At 61.0% G+C, this 14,128-nt stretch carries 9 protein-coding genes; 4 read left to right on the top strand and 5 right to left on the bottom strand.

Going from position 1 to position 14,128, the window contains the following annotated elements; all coding sequences use genetic code 11:
* Window positions 1–7: 7 nt before the first annotated feature.
* Complete coding sequence (locus tag G9X68_RS12795) at window positions 8–3,160, bottom strand: efflux RND transporter permease subunit (RefSeq protein WP_171602659.1); 3,153 nt, start codon at window positions 3,158–3,160, stop codon at window positions 8–10.
* Window positions 3,161–3,165: 5 nt separating this feature from the next.
* Window positions 3,166–4,344 (bottom strand): efflux RND transporter periplasmic adaptor subunit, encoded by a 1,179-nt coding sequence (locus tag G9X68_RS12800; protein ID WP_171602660.1) that lies wholly within the window; start codon window positions 4,342–4,344, stop codon window positions 3,166–3,168.
* 217 nt (window positions 4,345–4,561) lie between these two features.
* On the opposite strand from G9X68_RS12800, the gene G9X68_RS12805 reads away from it, so the two are divergent.
* Window positions 4,562–5,122: a TetR/AcrR family transcriptional regulator gene (locus G9X68_RS12805; protein ID WP_171602661.1), complete on the top strand. Its 561-nt coding sequence runs from the start codon at window positions 4,562–4,564 to the stop codon at window positions 5,120–5,122.
* Between the two features lie 60 nt (window positions 5,123–5,182).
* Here G9X68_RS12805 and G9X68_RS12810 read toward each other — a convergent pair whose 3' ends face one another.
* A complete protein-coding gene (locus G9X68_RS12810; protein ID WP_171602662.1) occupies window positions 5,183–6,622 on the bottom strand; it encodes an FAD-binding oxidoreductase in 1,440 nt (479 codons plus the stop codon).
* Window positions 6,623–6,851: 229 nt separating this feature from the next.
* Between G9X68_RS12810 and G9X68_RS12815 the strand changes: the two genes are divergently transcribed.
* Window positions 6,852–9,164 (top strand): NADP-dependent malic enzyme, encoded by a 2,313-nt coding sequence (locus tag G9X68_RS12815; protein WP_168311191.1) that lies wholly within the window; start codon window positions 6,852–6,854, stop codon window positions 9,162–9,164.
* Between the two features lie 171 nt (window positions 9,165–9,335).
* Here G9X68_RS12815 and G9X68_RS12820 read toward each other — a convergent pair whose 3' ends face one another.
* Complete coding sequence (locus G9X68_RS12820; RefSeq protein ID WP_171602663.1) at window positions 9,336–9,869, bottom strand: ribonuclease H family protein; 534 nt, start codon at window positions 9,867–9,869, stop codon at window positions 9,336–9,338.
* Window positions 9,870–9,998: 129 nt separating this feature from the next.
* Between G9X68_RS12820 and G9X68_RS12825 the strand changes: the two genes are divergently transcribed.
* A complete protein-coding gene (locus G9X68_RS12825) occupies window positions 9,999–10,595 on the top strand; it encodes a demethoxyubiquinone hydroxylase family protein (protein ID WP_171602664.1) in 597 nt (198 codons plus the stop codon).
* 149 nt (window positions 10,596–10,744) lie between these two features.
* On the opposite strand, the gene G9X68_RS12830 is transcribed toward G9X68_RS12825, so the two are convergent.
* Entirely contained in the window at window positions 10,745–12,382 is a 1,638-nt protein-coding gene (locus tag G9X68_RS12830; protein ID WP_171602665.1) for a hypothetical protein, read from the bottom strand.
* Window positions 12,383–12,957: 575 nt separating this feature from the next.
* On the opposite strand from G9X68_RS12830, the gene G9X68_RS12835 reads away from it, so the two are divergent.
* Window positions 12,958–14,055 (top strand): DUF2865 domain-containing protein, encoded by a 1,098-nt coding sequence (locus G9X68_RS12835; protein WP_171602666.1) that lies wholly within the window; start codon window positions 12,958–12,960, stop codon window positions 14,053–14,055.
* The last annotated feature ends 73 nt before the right edge of the window (window positions 14,056–14,128 follow it).

A 14,128-nucleotide genomic window follows, 5' to 3' on the forward strand; every position in this document is an offset into this window, starting at 1 on the left:
CTTCACCTCAGGTCGGCGACGTGACGGTTGCCGGCTCCTGCGCGGCCGGCGTCTCCTCGTTCACAGTCTCCGGCCGCTTCGTCCTTAAGAGACGCAGCACGAAGACGAAAAAGACGGGAACGAAGAAGATCGCCAGCACCGTCGCCGAGATCATGCCGCCGAGCACGCCCGTGCCGATGGCATTCTGGCTCGCCGCACTTGGCCCGGTGGCGATCGCCAGGGGCACCACGCCCAATGTGAAAGCGAGCGAGGTCATGATGATCGGCCGGAAGCGCAGACGGGCGCCTTCGATCGCGGCCTCCATCAGCGATTTGCCCTCTGCATAGCCGTCTTTGGCGAATTCGACGATCAGAATGGCGTTCTTCGCCGACAGCCCGATGATCGCGATCAGGCCGACCTTGAAGTAGATGTCGTTGGACATGTCGCGGCTCATCACCGCGAGCACGCAGCCGATGACGCCGAGCGGCACGACCAGCATCACCGACAACGGGATGGACCAGCTTTCGTAAAGCCCCGACAGCAGCAGGAAGACGAAGAGAATGCTGAGGCCGAACAGGAACGGCGCCTGCGATCCCGATCTTAGCTCCTCCAGCGACTGGCCGGTCCATTCGAAGCCGAAGCCGTCGGGAAGTTCCGCGGCCAACCGCTCCATTTCGACAATTGCCGCGCCCGATGAATATCCAGGCGCCGGAGCGCCGGAGATACGCACGGAAGGGTAGCCGTTATAACCGACGATCTGTGCCGGTCCCTTCTGCCATTCGGCGACGGCGAAGGATGATAGCGGCACCATGCCGCCGCTTGCATTGCGGACATTGAGCTTCATCAGGTCTTCCGCCTGAAGTCTGCTCTTGTCCTGCGCCTGCACGATGACGCGCTGCATGCGGCCCGAATTCGGGAAGTCGTTGACATAACTCGAACCGAGATTGGCGGTGATCGTGCTGTTGATGTCAGCGAAGGCGACGCCAAAGGTATTGGCTTTTTCGCGGTCGATGACCAGCACAAGCTGGGCCGAGTCGGGCATGCCTTCCGGGCGGATACCGGCGATGATGGGATTCCCAGATGCCTTGCCGATCAGCATGCCAGCCGCCTCGGTCAGTGCCGCCTGGCCCTTCCCTCCGCGATCCTGCAGACGGAAGGTGAAGCCGTTGGTCGTGCCGAACCCTTCGATCGGCGGAGGCGAAAGCGCGAAGGATGTGGCGTCCTTCAGCCCAAACAACTGCATGTTGGCGCGGTTGGAGATCTCTTGTACCGAATTGCCGGCGCCGCGTTCGGCCCAGTCCTTGAGCGTGACGAACACCAGGGCAGCGTTCGGTCCCTGCCCCGAGAAGCTGAAGCCCTGGATCGCGACGACGTTTGCAACGGCCGGCTCCTTCTTGAAGATCGCCTCGATGCTTTCGAGCGAGGCCACCGTGCGGTTGCGGCTCGCCTCAGGCGGTCCCTGCACGTCGACGATCAGGAAGCCCTGATCCTCATCCGGCACGAAGCTGCTCGGCAGGTTGACGAAGAGGTAGCCAAGGCCGATGAGCAGCGCGACATAAACGGCCATGACCCGCCAAGAGCGCTTGGCCAGTCCTTCGACGGTGCGGGCATAACGGCCGGTCAGCCGGTCGAAATTGCGGTTGAACCAGCCGGCGATGCCCTTCTTCTCGTGATGACCCTTGATCGGCTTCAGGAAAGTGGCGCAAAGCGCCGGGGTCAGCGACAGCGCCAGGAAGGCCGAAAACAGGATGGATACGACCATGGTCAGGCTGAACTGACGGTAGATGATGCCGGTCGAGCCCGGAAAGAACGCCATTGGCACGAAGACGCAGGAGAGAACCAGCGTAATCCCGAGGATCGCACCGGTGATCTGCCGCATCGCCTTCTTGGTCGCTTCCTTCGGCGACAGCCCTTCCACCGCCATCAGCCGCTCGACGTTTTCCACCACCACGATGGCGTCGTCGACGAGAATGCCGATGGCAAGCACCATCGCAAACATCGTCAACACGTTGATCGAGAAGCCGGCGGCATACATGACAGCCAGCGTCCCGAGCAGCGCGACGGGCACGACGAGCGTCGGAATGATAGTGTAGCGGAAGCTCTGCAGGAAGATGAGCATGACGACGAAGACGAGCGCGACGGCTTCTGCAAGCGTATGCGCCACCTTCTCGATCGATGCCGAGACGAACGGGCTGGTGTCGTAGGGAACGGAATATTCGACGCCATCAGGGAAGAAGCGTGACAGTTCCTCCATCTTCGCCTTGACCAGGTTGGACGTATTGACGGCATTGCCCGTCGACGACAGCTGGATGGCGATGGCCGCACTCGGCTGCCCGTTCAAGCGGGTGGAGAAGCTGTAGCTCTCGCCGCCCTCTTCGATGCGCGCGACGTCGCGCAGCCGGACGTTCGATCCGTCGGCATTGGCGCGCAGCACGATGTCTCCGAACTCCTTGATGTCGGTCAGTTGCCCCTTGACCAGCACCGTCGCCGTCAGGTCCTGCGAGATCGGATTGGGCGCCGCGCCGATCTGGCCCGCCGCCACCTGGGCATTCTGCGCCGAGATCGCCGCGCTGATGTCGGACGCGGTGAGGCTCAGGCCGACCATCTTGTCGGGATCGATCCAGATGCGCATCGCCCGCTGCGAAGCAAACAGCTGCGCGCGGCCGACACCCTCAAGACGGCGCAGTTCGCCGATGACGTTTCGGTTGAGATAATCGCCGAGCGCCACCTCGTCGGTCTTCCCGTCCGTCGAGGTCAGCGAGATGAACATCAGGAAGCCTGAGGACGCCTCCTCGACGGTGATGCCCTGATCCTTGACGGATTGCGGCAGCCTCGGTTCGACGCGACGGATGGCATTCTGAACGTCGACGGAAGCCTGGTCGATATCAGTGCCCGCGGCAAAGGTCGCGGTGATCGTCATCGCGCCCGATGTATCGGAGGTCGACTCAAAATAGGAAAGGTGCTCGACCCCGTTCAGCTCCTCCTCGATCTGGCGAGTGACGCCCTGATAGATGTCCTGCGGCGATGCGCCGGGATAGCTAGTGGTTATGCTGAGCTGCGGCGGCGCGACCTTCGGATATTGCGCGACCGGCAGGAACGGCAGCGCGATCAGGCCGGCTATGGAGATGAAGATCGCAAAGACCCAGGCAAGGATCGGGCGATCGATAAAGAAACGTGCCATCGATCCTACTCCGGCTTCTTGGCGTCACCGGACGCGAGCTGGCCATCCCGCCATTCTTCCGGCGCGACCTGTGCGCCCGGCTGCAGTTTCTGGCTGCCGTCGACAACGAGACGCTCACCTGATGACAGGCCGCTTTCGACCACCCATTCATTACCGAAGGATTGACCGAGCTCCACGTCACGCGGCTGTGCTACGTCTCCCTCCTGGACGACATAGACCTGCGCCTTGCCGTCGGCCGTGCGGATGACGGCGCGCTGCGGGATGAGGATTGCCTTCTCACGGACGGCCTGTTCGATGCGGACCCTGATGTAAAGACCCGGCAGCAGATCGCCCTTCGGATTGGGAAATTCACCGCGAAGGGTGACCTGGCCCGTCGTCGCATCGACGCTGGCACTGCTGAAGAGCAGCTTGCCGGCTTCGCCATAGACCGTGCCGTCATCGAAGACGAGCTTGATATCGGCCTTGCCTGGTTCGGTCGATGTGAGGCTGCCATTCTCGACCGCCCGCTTCAGCGCCAGCAGGTCTCCGGAAGATTGCGTGAAGTCGGCATAGACGGGGTCGATCTGCTGGATCATCGCCAGCGCATCGCCGGCGTCGGCCGTCACCAGCGCGCCTTCCGTCACCAGTGCGCCGCCGATGATGCCTGATATCGGCGCACGAACTTCGGTATAGCCGAGATTGATTTTCGCTTCGTCGAGGGCGGCCTGCGCCAGCGCGACATCGGCATCGGCCTGGGCAAGGGCGACGGCTGCCGCATCGTATTCGATACCGCTGGCAACATCGCGGTCCCGCAGCGACTTCTGCCGGTCCAGTTGCTGGCGAGCATTCAGCTGCGTCGCCTTGGCGCGATCGAGGCTTGCCTCCGCACTTGCCACCCGGACGCGGAACAGCGCCGGATCGATCCGGTAGAGCACATCGCCTTGATGAACGAGGCTGCCCTGCTCGAAGATCCGCTGCTGCAAGATGCCGGAAACCCTGGCCCGCACTTCGGAAACGCGCGTTGCGGCAATGCGGCCGGGCAGTTCGCTGACCACAGGAACGGGGCGGCTGCTAAGCGTCAGGACACTGACGGCGGCAGGCGGCATCGCCCCGCCTTCCTGGGCGGAAGCCGGCAGGCCTGCACTGAGAAGCAGCGCCAAGGTCAGCGCGTAACGCAATGATTTCGTATGAAGAAGCATGGTCATCAGCCTTCCAGGTGGCCCCAATGTCGTCCAAAAAAGCACAGCCCGCCGACATGACGTTCGGCGGGCCTCTGAGCCGACAGATAGTCGATATTTTTCCGCTTTGCAAGATACCTACCGGTTGGTATGATAGCTTTATCACGTTCAGCGTGCCCATGGAACCGCGATCCCGGGAGTGATACTGATCGTCACGAAGCTCATCTCGAACACGAGTCATGCATTGGTAGATAGCCCCCGCAACAGAAAGAAACAGCCGGATGTCGTGCGGCAGGCTCTTCTCGATTGCGCCACCAAGCTTGCGCTCGAGCATGGTCTGGCCGCCGTCAGCCTGCAGGCTGTCGCCAGCGCAGCCGGCGTGACCAAGGGAGGTCTGTTTCACCACTTCCCCAATAAGCAGGCGCTTATAGAGGCCGTGTTCGACGGCATGATGGAAAACCTCGACCGCGAAATCGACCAGGAACTGGAAAAGGATAAGGGCGGCCGCGGCACATTCACCCGCGCCTATGTCCGCACCCTGTTTGCCGACCGCGCCCTCAACAACAGCCCATGGTCGGCGCAAACCATGACCGTGCTTGCCGACCCCTACTCCAAGAGCCTCTGGCACAGATGGATGAATGACCGGCTTGTCAGGCACGCCGAAACCGACGCCGGAATGCGGCTCGAGATCGTTCGCCTGGCAGCAGACGGAGCATGGCTTGCCCATGTTTTGCGGCCTGACGGCCATGCCGCGTCCGACGACGCGGTTCTGCTGCGCGAATTGATCGAACTCACTGAGGGGTGACAAGCGATCGGCGCCTCATCCCGCGCCCGGGTATATCACCCGAGCACGGGATCGTCGGGGCTAGGCAGCGCGCACTGACGCCGTCGGTTTAACATTCTGGTTCATCCGGAACAGATTGTTCGGATCGTAGCGCCGCTTGATCTCGGCAAGGCGAGCGTAGTTGGCGCCGTAGGCGGTCTCGACGCGATCGCCTTCGTCTTCGGGCATGAAGTTGATGTAGGCGGTGCCGACAGAATGCGGCTTGGTAGCCTCGAAGAGCTCCCGCGCCCAGCCGATGCAGCTTCCGTCCACCCCGGCCTCCCGCCAGCGCGCATGCACATTCATGACGAAATGCGAGCTGCGTTGCGGAAATGCGGTGGCCTCGATGGGCACACGCCCGGCAGCACCGCCGACATGGCCGATGAAGATCTCGCATTCCGGTCCGGGCAGCTTGCGCACGGCCTTGAGCAGCACATCGATCGCCGCATCCGAGAGCGAGGCGAAATCCTGGCTCTTCCAGTAATTGCGTGCACCGGGCGTGAGCAGCGGGTCGAATGCCTGCTGCCAGCCGGTAAACGGCACCGGGCCAACGACGTCGGCAATCGGATTTCCGATGGTGCGCAATCTGGCCGCCGCCTTTTCGCCCGCAGCGATGTCTCCGCAATAGCACATGGCGAGCACGACGATCTCCTTGCCGTGCCATTCGGCCGGAAGGAACGGCAGCGGCGGCGCCTGGCGCATCACCACCCAGCAGGTCAGCTCATCGGGTGCCGCGTCCAGCGCCTGCCGATATTCCCTCAGCACCTTCTCCGCATCGGCGAAGGGATGCACGACCAGCCCGGCGAGCACCTCCGGATTGAGCGGGTTGAGTTTAAATTCAAAGGATGTGACGACACCGAAATTGCCGCCGCCGCCGCGCAACGCCCAGAAGAGGTCCGGCTTTTCCGTCTCGCTCGCCTTGACCAACTCACCATCGGCCGTCACCACGTCCACTGAAAGCAGATTATCGAGCGTCAGCCCGAATTTGCGTGTGAGCCAGCCGAAGCCGCCGCCGAGCGTCAGCCCGGCGATGCCGGTGGTGGAATTGATGCCGGTCGGCAGCACCAGCCCGAAGGCCAGCGTTTCCTTGTCGACATCGGCAAGCGTGGCGCCCGGCTCGATCCTGGCGCGCCGCGTTTGCGGATCGACTCGCACCGATTTCATCGCCGACAGGTCGATGACCTCACCACCCTCGCAGACGGCATTGCCGGCAATGCCGTGCCCGCCGCCGCGAACTGAAACGAGCAGATTGTTGTCGCGTGCAAACCGCACCGCCCGCACGACATCGGCGGCACCGGCACAGCGCGCAATAAGCCCGGGCCGGCGGTCGATCATCGCATTCCAGATCGTCCGCGCCTCGTTGTAATCCATATCCTTGCTGGTCAGGAGACTGCCGCGAAATCCGGCGGCAAAGGCATCGATGGCCACGTCATTGACCATCGTCTGACCCCTTTGCAGGGTCGTCAGGTTCAAATTGTCCATGATTTCCTCCATGCGACCGGCGCCCCGCACCGTCGCGGCGGCATTTTGCGCTTGTTGAAGTCGTCAAACAAGTTTTCCAAAAGGATTAGCCATTGGCATCAGGGTCGAATGGTCGTCCCGCGGGACCCCGCCCACCTCACGAAAACTTCTCCCATCCCTCATTTCCGTACTGTCGCGCGTATCCGATTGATGTATGGAGGGAGCTCAAAAGACGTGCACGGAGGCGGCGATGGATCACCTGGAAAAATCGAAGACGGAAAAGAACCTGACGAGCGGCGATCTCGACGAACAGGCGCTTTTCTTCCACCGCTATCCCCGCCCCGGCAAGCTTGAGATCCAGGCGACAAAGCCGCTCGGCAACCAGCGCGACCTGGCGCTTGCCTATTCGCCCGGCGTTGCCGCCCCTTGCCTTGCCATCCGCGACAATCCCGAAATGGCGGCAGAATATACCTCGCGCGCCAATCTCGTCGCCGTCATCTCCAACGGCACCGCCGTGCTTGGCCTCGGCAATATCGGCCCGCTTGCCTCCAAACCGGTCATGGAGGGCAAAGCCGTACTCTTCAAGAAATTCGCCGGCATCGACGTCTTCGATATCGAGATCGACGCGGCAAGCGTCGACCAGATGGTCTCGACCATCGCCTCGCTGGAGCCGACATTCGGCGGCATCAACCTCGAAGACATCAAGGCGCCGGAATGTTTCGACGTCGAGCGGCGCCTGCGCGAAAAGATGAAGATCCCCGTCTTCCACGATGATCAGCATGGCACGGCGATCATCGTCGCCGCCGCGATCCTGAACGGGCTGGAGCTCGCCGGCAAGAACATCGCCGACATCAAGATCGTCGCCTCCGGAGCCGGTGCTGCCGCCCTAGCCTGCCTCAACCTGCTTGTCATTCTCGGGGCAAAACGCGAAAACATCTGGGTCCACGATCTCGAAGGCCTCGTCTATGAGGGCCGCATCGAGCTGATGGATGAATGGAAATCCATCTATGCCCAGAAGAGCGAGACGCGCACGCTCGCCGAAAATATCGGCGGCGCCGACGTCTTCCTCGGCCTTTCCGCCGCCGGCGTGCTGAAGCCGGAGCTGCTGGCGCAGATGGCCGACAAGCCGCTGATCATGGCGCTCGCCAATCCGACGCCCGAGATCATGCCCGATCTCGCCCGTGCTGCCCGCCCCGACGCGATGATCTGCACCGGCCGCTCGGATTTCGCCAACCAGGTCAACAACGTCCTCTGCTTCCCCTATATCTTCCGCGGCGCGCTCGATTGCGGCGCCGAGACGATCAATGAAGAAATGAAGATGGCGGCCGTGCGCGCCATCGCCGCACTTGCCCGCGAAGAGCCCTCCGACGTCGCCGCCCGCGCCTATTCCGGTGAAACTCCGGTCTTCGGCCCTGACTACCTCATCCCCTCGCCCTTCGATCCGCGGCTGATCCTGCGCATCGCACCGGCCGTCGCCAAGGCCGCCGAACAGAGCGGGGTGGCACGCCGCCCGATCCAGGATTTCGACGCCTATCTCGACCAGCTGAACCGCTTCGTCTTCCGCTCCGGCTTCGTCATGAAGCCGATCTTCACCGCCGCCAAGGCCGCCGAGCGCAAGCGCGTCATCTTCTCCGAAGGCGAGGACGAGCGCGTGCTGCGCGCCGCCCAGGTGCTGCTCGAAGAAGGCCTTGCCGAACCGATCCTGATCGGCCGCCCGCAAGTCATCGAGACGCGCCTGAAGCGCTACGGCCTGCGCATCCGGCCGCTGCAGGATTTCGAAGTCATCAATCCGGAAGACGATCCGCGTTTCCGCGAATATGTCGATCTTTATTTCTCCCTCGTCGGCCGGCGCGGCGTCATCCCGGAAGCGGCCCGCACGATCGTGCGCACCAATACCACCGTCATCGGCGCGCTGGCGCTGAGGCGTGGCGAGGCCGATGCGCTGATCTGCGGCCTCGAAGGTCGCTACGAGAAGCACCTGCGCGATGTTCGCCAGATCATTGGCAAGCGCAAGAATGTCCGCGATTTCTCCGCACTCAGCCTGATGATTTCGCAGCGCGGCGCCACCTTCTTCACCGACACCTACGTCACCTTCAATCCGACCGCCGAGGAGGTTGCCGAGGCGACGGTGCTGGCGGCCGAGGAAATCCGCCGTTTCGGCATCACCCCGCGCGCCGCCCTAGTCTCGCATTCCAACTTCGGCTCGCGTGAATCCGAAAGCGCCACGAAGATGCGCAGCGCCCTGCAGCTCGTGCGTGACGCTGCACCGGACCTTGAAGTCGACGGCGAGATGCACGGCGAAAGCGCCATCACCGAAGCGCTGCGCAAGCGCGTCATGCCGGACACGACGCTGCACGATGAGGCGAACCTCCTGGTCTTCCCGAACCTCGATGCCGCCAACATCACCCTCGGTGTGGTGAAGTCGATGACGGACGGCCTGCATGTCGGCCCGATCCTCCTCGGCACGGCGCTACCCGCCCATATCCTCGCCCCCTCGGTCACCTCCCGCGGCGTCGTCAATATGGCAGCGCTCGCCGTCGTCGAGGCATCGCAACCGGCGTGAGCCGGCTCAGACTGCCGACAAGCCGACCAACGCTTCTTTCGTCATGCTCGAGCTTTGTCCCGAGCATCTGTATCAGGTGCAGCAGATACCAGGCACGGGGCCCTGGGATAAAATCCTTTGGTACGAGCGGCCCTTGAAGCCGCTCCGATACATGTCCTGATGTCACACAGATCAGGTACCCCGCAACGACAGGCGCCCTCTATCCGCCAGTTCATCCGCGCGTTCGTTGCCGTCAATGCCGGAATGTCCCTTACACCAGGCAATGGTCACCAGAGCGTTCCGGGATAACTGAAGATCCAACGCTTTCCAGAGTTCCGCATTGGCGATCGTTCGGCTTCGGCCATTCCCATTTGGGCTGCTTTTCTTCCAGCCATTGTTCTTCCAGATATGTCGCCTGCTGTTGCAGCCTTTGACGGCGTAGATGGAGTCCGACCAGATGGTCGCAGCTTCGCCCGACGCTTCGCTATTGATCCATAGTGCTGCCTTGAGGACAGCGATCAATTCCATCGAATTATTGGCGGAATCTTCGACGCCACCAAAACCGGAGCCGATTTCCACGGCATCGCGGTAAACGACAAATGCCCATCCTCCTTGCGCGGAGCCGGGCTCATGACAACCATCCACGAAGACATGAAGGCCGTGTTGGATTTCCGGTATTCCAATCGTCGTCGCAGGGGAGCGGAGTTCATTGGAAATGCCTGTCATTGTCTCCGCCATTCTCGCTTTCGCCGCGCCCGCTCATTGGAATTGCACCTCATCCACTGTGTCAACCGTTGACGATCATGGCGGCACCAGTGCCTTATTGTGTACCGGGAACAGTGGGCAGCGTGGATCATGGACAATCCGTTGAACAAGACAGGTAAGCGCGATGGAGCTTTAACCGTTCGCCGCATTCTCAAGGTCAATCACGCCGGCGAGTTCGGCGCAATTCGCATCTACGGCGCACAGATCTGGATGGCCCGTCGGCTGTTTCCTGACATCGTGCCGGCGCTTTGTGCCATGCGGGACGACGAGATCGAGCATTGCCGCCTGTTTCGAGACGCAATGCCCACCAGGGATGCCAAGCCCTGCCGCGTCATGGCATTCTGGAGCCTCGGCGGTTATGTGCTCGGTTTTCTCACAGCCCTCGGCGGACGCAACATGGTCTGGATCTGCACCGAGGCGGTCGAAAGCACGGTTCACCGTCATCTGGAAGATCAATTGGCTTTCCTGGAGACCCGTGATCCACAGCTTCACGGCCTTATTGCCTCCATTCAGGAAGAGGAATTGGCTCACCTCAGGAAGGCCGAGAAAAACCAGACAAGGCGCGGCGTCGGCCACGCACTGCTTCTGCCCGTCGTCGCCGCGCTTACCGACCTGATGATCTGGCTCTCGACATGGGGAGACTCAAGCTGGATGCGCGCCGAAATGGCGCGCTCCAGGCGGGTCTGATGGTCTGGCGACCGGAGTGAGCTGTGTGCGAACGACGACCTTTTGTGATGTACGATAATCACTGCCGGCTCGAAGCTGCTCCCGCCCTCCCTTTGGAAGGCGGGGCATCTGCTCAATAAGATCGAGAAAATACTGGGCGTGTGAAAGTTTCAGTGCGTTCGCCGAAACCTTCTGAACGCGCCAGCGGTAACGCTATCCTGCTGTCTCGCTGTCTGGATGTCCGACGCCAGCTCAGAAAGTGCGGTCGATGTTTCTGCATCGGTTATCGCATTTTCAAATGTCGTAACCGAAAGGCGCGTTTTTGCAAGGGCTGGTGTCCGAACCTCGCTGCTCGGCTCACTGAGCGCAACGGTCGGCTCTGTGCGTCGCAAAAATCTTTGAAGATTGTCACAACGCGCGGGAAGAAAGCTGTTCACAAGCGCCTCGGACAGTTCGGCCTTCTCATTTATGTGTGTGAAAGCCAATGCATTCGGCCATTTGATATCAGCTTGTGGCGCTATCTCCTTGCCCTGTGTAAGGTTGTGGCAGCCTGCGCAGCTCAGCGCCTCGGCACGCGCCAGAATGTGTTCCGGAGTGAGAGTCCAACCAGTGGGAAGCTTGTATTTCATCAACTCATGATCGATCCGCGAGATCAGACTGGAGGAACCGCGTACGACATCTGCGCTGCCTTGCGAAACGCTTTCAAAATCATTGAACTTGTCGTCGAAAGCGGCGCTCAGCTGGTTGAATAGCTCGTCGCCTGTGGGTTTCCGACCTTGTAGCGCCGCCTCGAGATCCACGTCGATTAATTCTCTGACATGACTGACAACGAACTTGTCTTGAAACTCGGCGCGAAGATCAACAAACCCTTGGTCGCGGCCGTTGCCGGCAAGATTGATCGGGTCGTCATTGTAGAGTTCGGGGTTTGGGTTGGACTTCACCGTATCTGGGACGAGTGTCGTGACAGACTGAGCCGAAGGAAATGTCCGCCATTCCCTCAGCATCCATGGAATGACGCCAGGCCCTTCCGGCTGCGTAAGGAAAAGATTGCCTCTCACCTGACCGAAGGGAACGCCGAAGTGCTGGTTGTGAAGCACGGGCGTGATAGGCGGTTTGCCGTCACCCAATTCACCGTCATAGTAAAAACTGCGAAGAGCATCCGGCAGTTCGCCCTCCGGCTTGGACTGTAGTCCTCCCCAGAATTCGGCAATGCGGTGACAGCCGATTTCGGCGTTCGTAGGGTCGGGATTGTCGACGGCAGCCTCGAATATCAGGAACATTCGATTTGTTCCGGTACCCATTGCGTACACCACGCGATGCTCCCCACAGTAGCTCCAATTCGCGGGAGCAAGGTCGAAGCGGTTGAACAGGCCTACAGGTTTCATGGAAGCCAATAGCGCCTCTGGCTCCAGCTCGGCCTCGTGTAGGCGGAACGTTGCGTTGTTGGTGACACCATTGGATGAACGATCCAGATTCCGAAATGATCGGATCAAGCTCGTCAACAGCGCAAGCTGTTCGGTGTGGGACGACGCGAGCGCTTTCTGCTGTTCGACAGGGATGGGAGATCCCGTTTTGGGCGTGAAGGCCGTGGCAAGAATGGATTGCAGGGTAAGTGAAAGAGAAAAACGATCTCCATCAAAGACCGTGGAATGATCCTTCTGAGTGATAACGACTGTTTTCAACGCGTCGGCGGTCAGCTTACCATCTGCGCGTGGACAGGAAGGCGGTTCCGCCGCCAACGCGGTGAAAGGGAGGGAAATCGAAACAAAGCCGTTGAAAATCATTCTCGCAAGCGACACTTTTCTCATGCTCATTCCTCCTAAGCCTACGGAAAAGTTGATCGAATAGAAAATGCTTGGGGCACGCATCAAGCGCGGCATTCGCGTTGCACGAAGGTCGACATAGCAACCGATAGCTATCGAACAGCGGGCCTAAGTCCGGTGCTCGGTACTCTCAACAGGTTAAAGTCGTACCCATCGCCCCCAGCGGCATTACCAAGGGCGACAAGTACTTCTATGGCAACCATAAAAAGAGATACTAATCGCATCGCCAGCATCAGGCGATTTAAGCTTATGTATGGTTGCATTATTAATTTAATAGGTCAATCATTTATTGTATTTGCTTAATCGGTATGGCGCATACCGTCAACGCGACTGGCCCCATGATCGCTTCCAGTTTTGGCTGGGGGTGAGATGGATCAATGACTGGAATACGGCGCGAATGGCAGCTGACGTCCCTCGGCGGACGTGGCCTGCTGGATAAGATCGCGAAAATGCGCTAGGAATTTCTCCAAGCTTATTAAGAGAAACACGTTAAGAGACAACGCGCGGCGATCGAGGCCGCAATCGACCGATCGATTCTTTGCTCATTCCGGGACGACGCCGTGAAACGCCGAAACCTGTCTCTTGTCCTTCTCCTTGCCCTTGCGGCGCCTGCCGCCGCGCAAAGCAGCGCAATCTGTGAGGATCTGCGCGGCCGCCTTGCCGACCTGCCGCGATCGATCGGCAATGGCAACGGGCCGGAAGCCCGCCACTATTCCAGCGCCCTGGCAGAACAGAACCTCGAGTTGCGCAAGGTCCGCAACGAGCTGCGCAGCAATGACTGCACGTCGGGCAGCATGGTCGTGATCGGCGGCGAGAATGCCGATTATTGCGATGAGCTCTCGCAATCCGAAGCCCGCATGATCGACAATATCCGCTATCTCCAGGACCGCCGTGCCGAATTGCTCGGCCGGGGCAGCGACAACGACCAAGCCCGCCGCGAACTGATGGCTGCTCTCGACCGCAATGGCTGCAACAGCGAAAACTTCTATGCCCCGGACGAGCGCAGCGCCGCCGAGCCGCCCCCGAGTGTCGAGGAACAGGCGATGCGCGCCGATACCTTCATCCCGCTCGGCGGCGGCGAAGAGGTCGATCCACGTTACGGCCTGCCGCGGGCCGAGATGCTGTCGCCAGTCAGCACCATGTGCGTGCGCAGCTGCGACGGCGGCTTCTTCCCGATCAGTTCGAACGCCACATCGGTCGATTTCGGCCGCGACGCCCAGACCTGCGCCAAGATGTGCCCGGGTATCGAGACCGAATTGTTCTATCGCGACGTGACGAGCACCGAAGCCTCGAACATGATCTCGGTCGCAACGGGCACGCCCTACAGCGCCATGAAGAACGCCTTTGCCTACAAGAACCGCACGCCGGGGGAAAAGTCCTCCTGCGCCTGCAATCTCAACGCCTATTACGAGGAGATGCGCGGTAAGCAGGCGATGAGCGAACCGCCGCAGCAGGGCTCGATCACCACCATCCGCACCACCCCTCCGGCGAAGGATGCCGCAGCCGCCGCGCCGCAACCATCTGTTCCCGAGCGCCCCTATGATCCGACGCAGAACCGCGTCCGTCAGGTCGGTCCGCAGTTTCTGGCCGGCGATCAAGGCTCGATCGACCTCGCCAACCCGGCAACGCCGGGCCCGCAGCCGCAACAGCAGCAGTGATTGAACAGCTGGAACAGCGGCGGCGGAACCATAGCGACGTTGTGCCAGGGTGCATGAGATGCGGCGATGTCAC

This window comes from Rhizobium changzhiense, assembly GCF_013087625.1.
GTDB classification, from domain to species: Bacteria; Pseudomonadota; Alphaproteobacteria; order Rhizobiales; family Rhizobiaceae; genus Rhizobium; species Rhizobium sophorae.

What these genes read in the sequence shown, in the direction of transcription:
- G9X68_RS12795 (WP_171602659.1), bottom strand. Translation starts at nt 3,160, where the DNA reads ATGGCACGTTTCTTTATCGATCGCCCGATCCTTGCCTGGGTCTTTGCG.
- G9X68_RS12800 (WP_171602660.1), bottom strand. Translation starts at nt 4,344, where the DNA reads ATGACCATGCTTCTTCATACGAAATCATTGCGTTACGCGCTGACCTTG.
- G9X68_RS12810 (WP_171602662.1), bottom strand. Translation starts at nt 6,622, where the DNA reads ATGGACAATTTGAACCTGACGACCCTGCAAAGGGGTCAGACGATGGTC.
- G9X68_RS12815 (WP_168311191.1), top strand. Translation starts at nt 6,852, where the DNA reads ATGGATCACCTGGAAAAATCGAAGACGGAAAAGAACCTGACGAGCGGC.
- G9X68_RS12820 (WP_171602663.1), bottom strand. Translation starts at nt 9,869, where the DNA reads ATGACAGGCATTTCCAATGAACTCCGCTCCCCTGCGACGACGATTGGA.
- G9X68_RS12825 (WP_171602664.1), top strand. Translation starts at nt 9,999, where the DNA reads ATGGACAATCCGTTGAACAAGACAGGTAAGCGCGATGGAGCTTTAACC.
- G9X68_RS12830 (WP_171602665.1), bottom strand. Translation starts at nt 12,382, where the DNA reads ATGAGAAAAGTGTCGCTTGCGAGAATGATTTTCAACGGCTTTGTTTCG.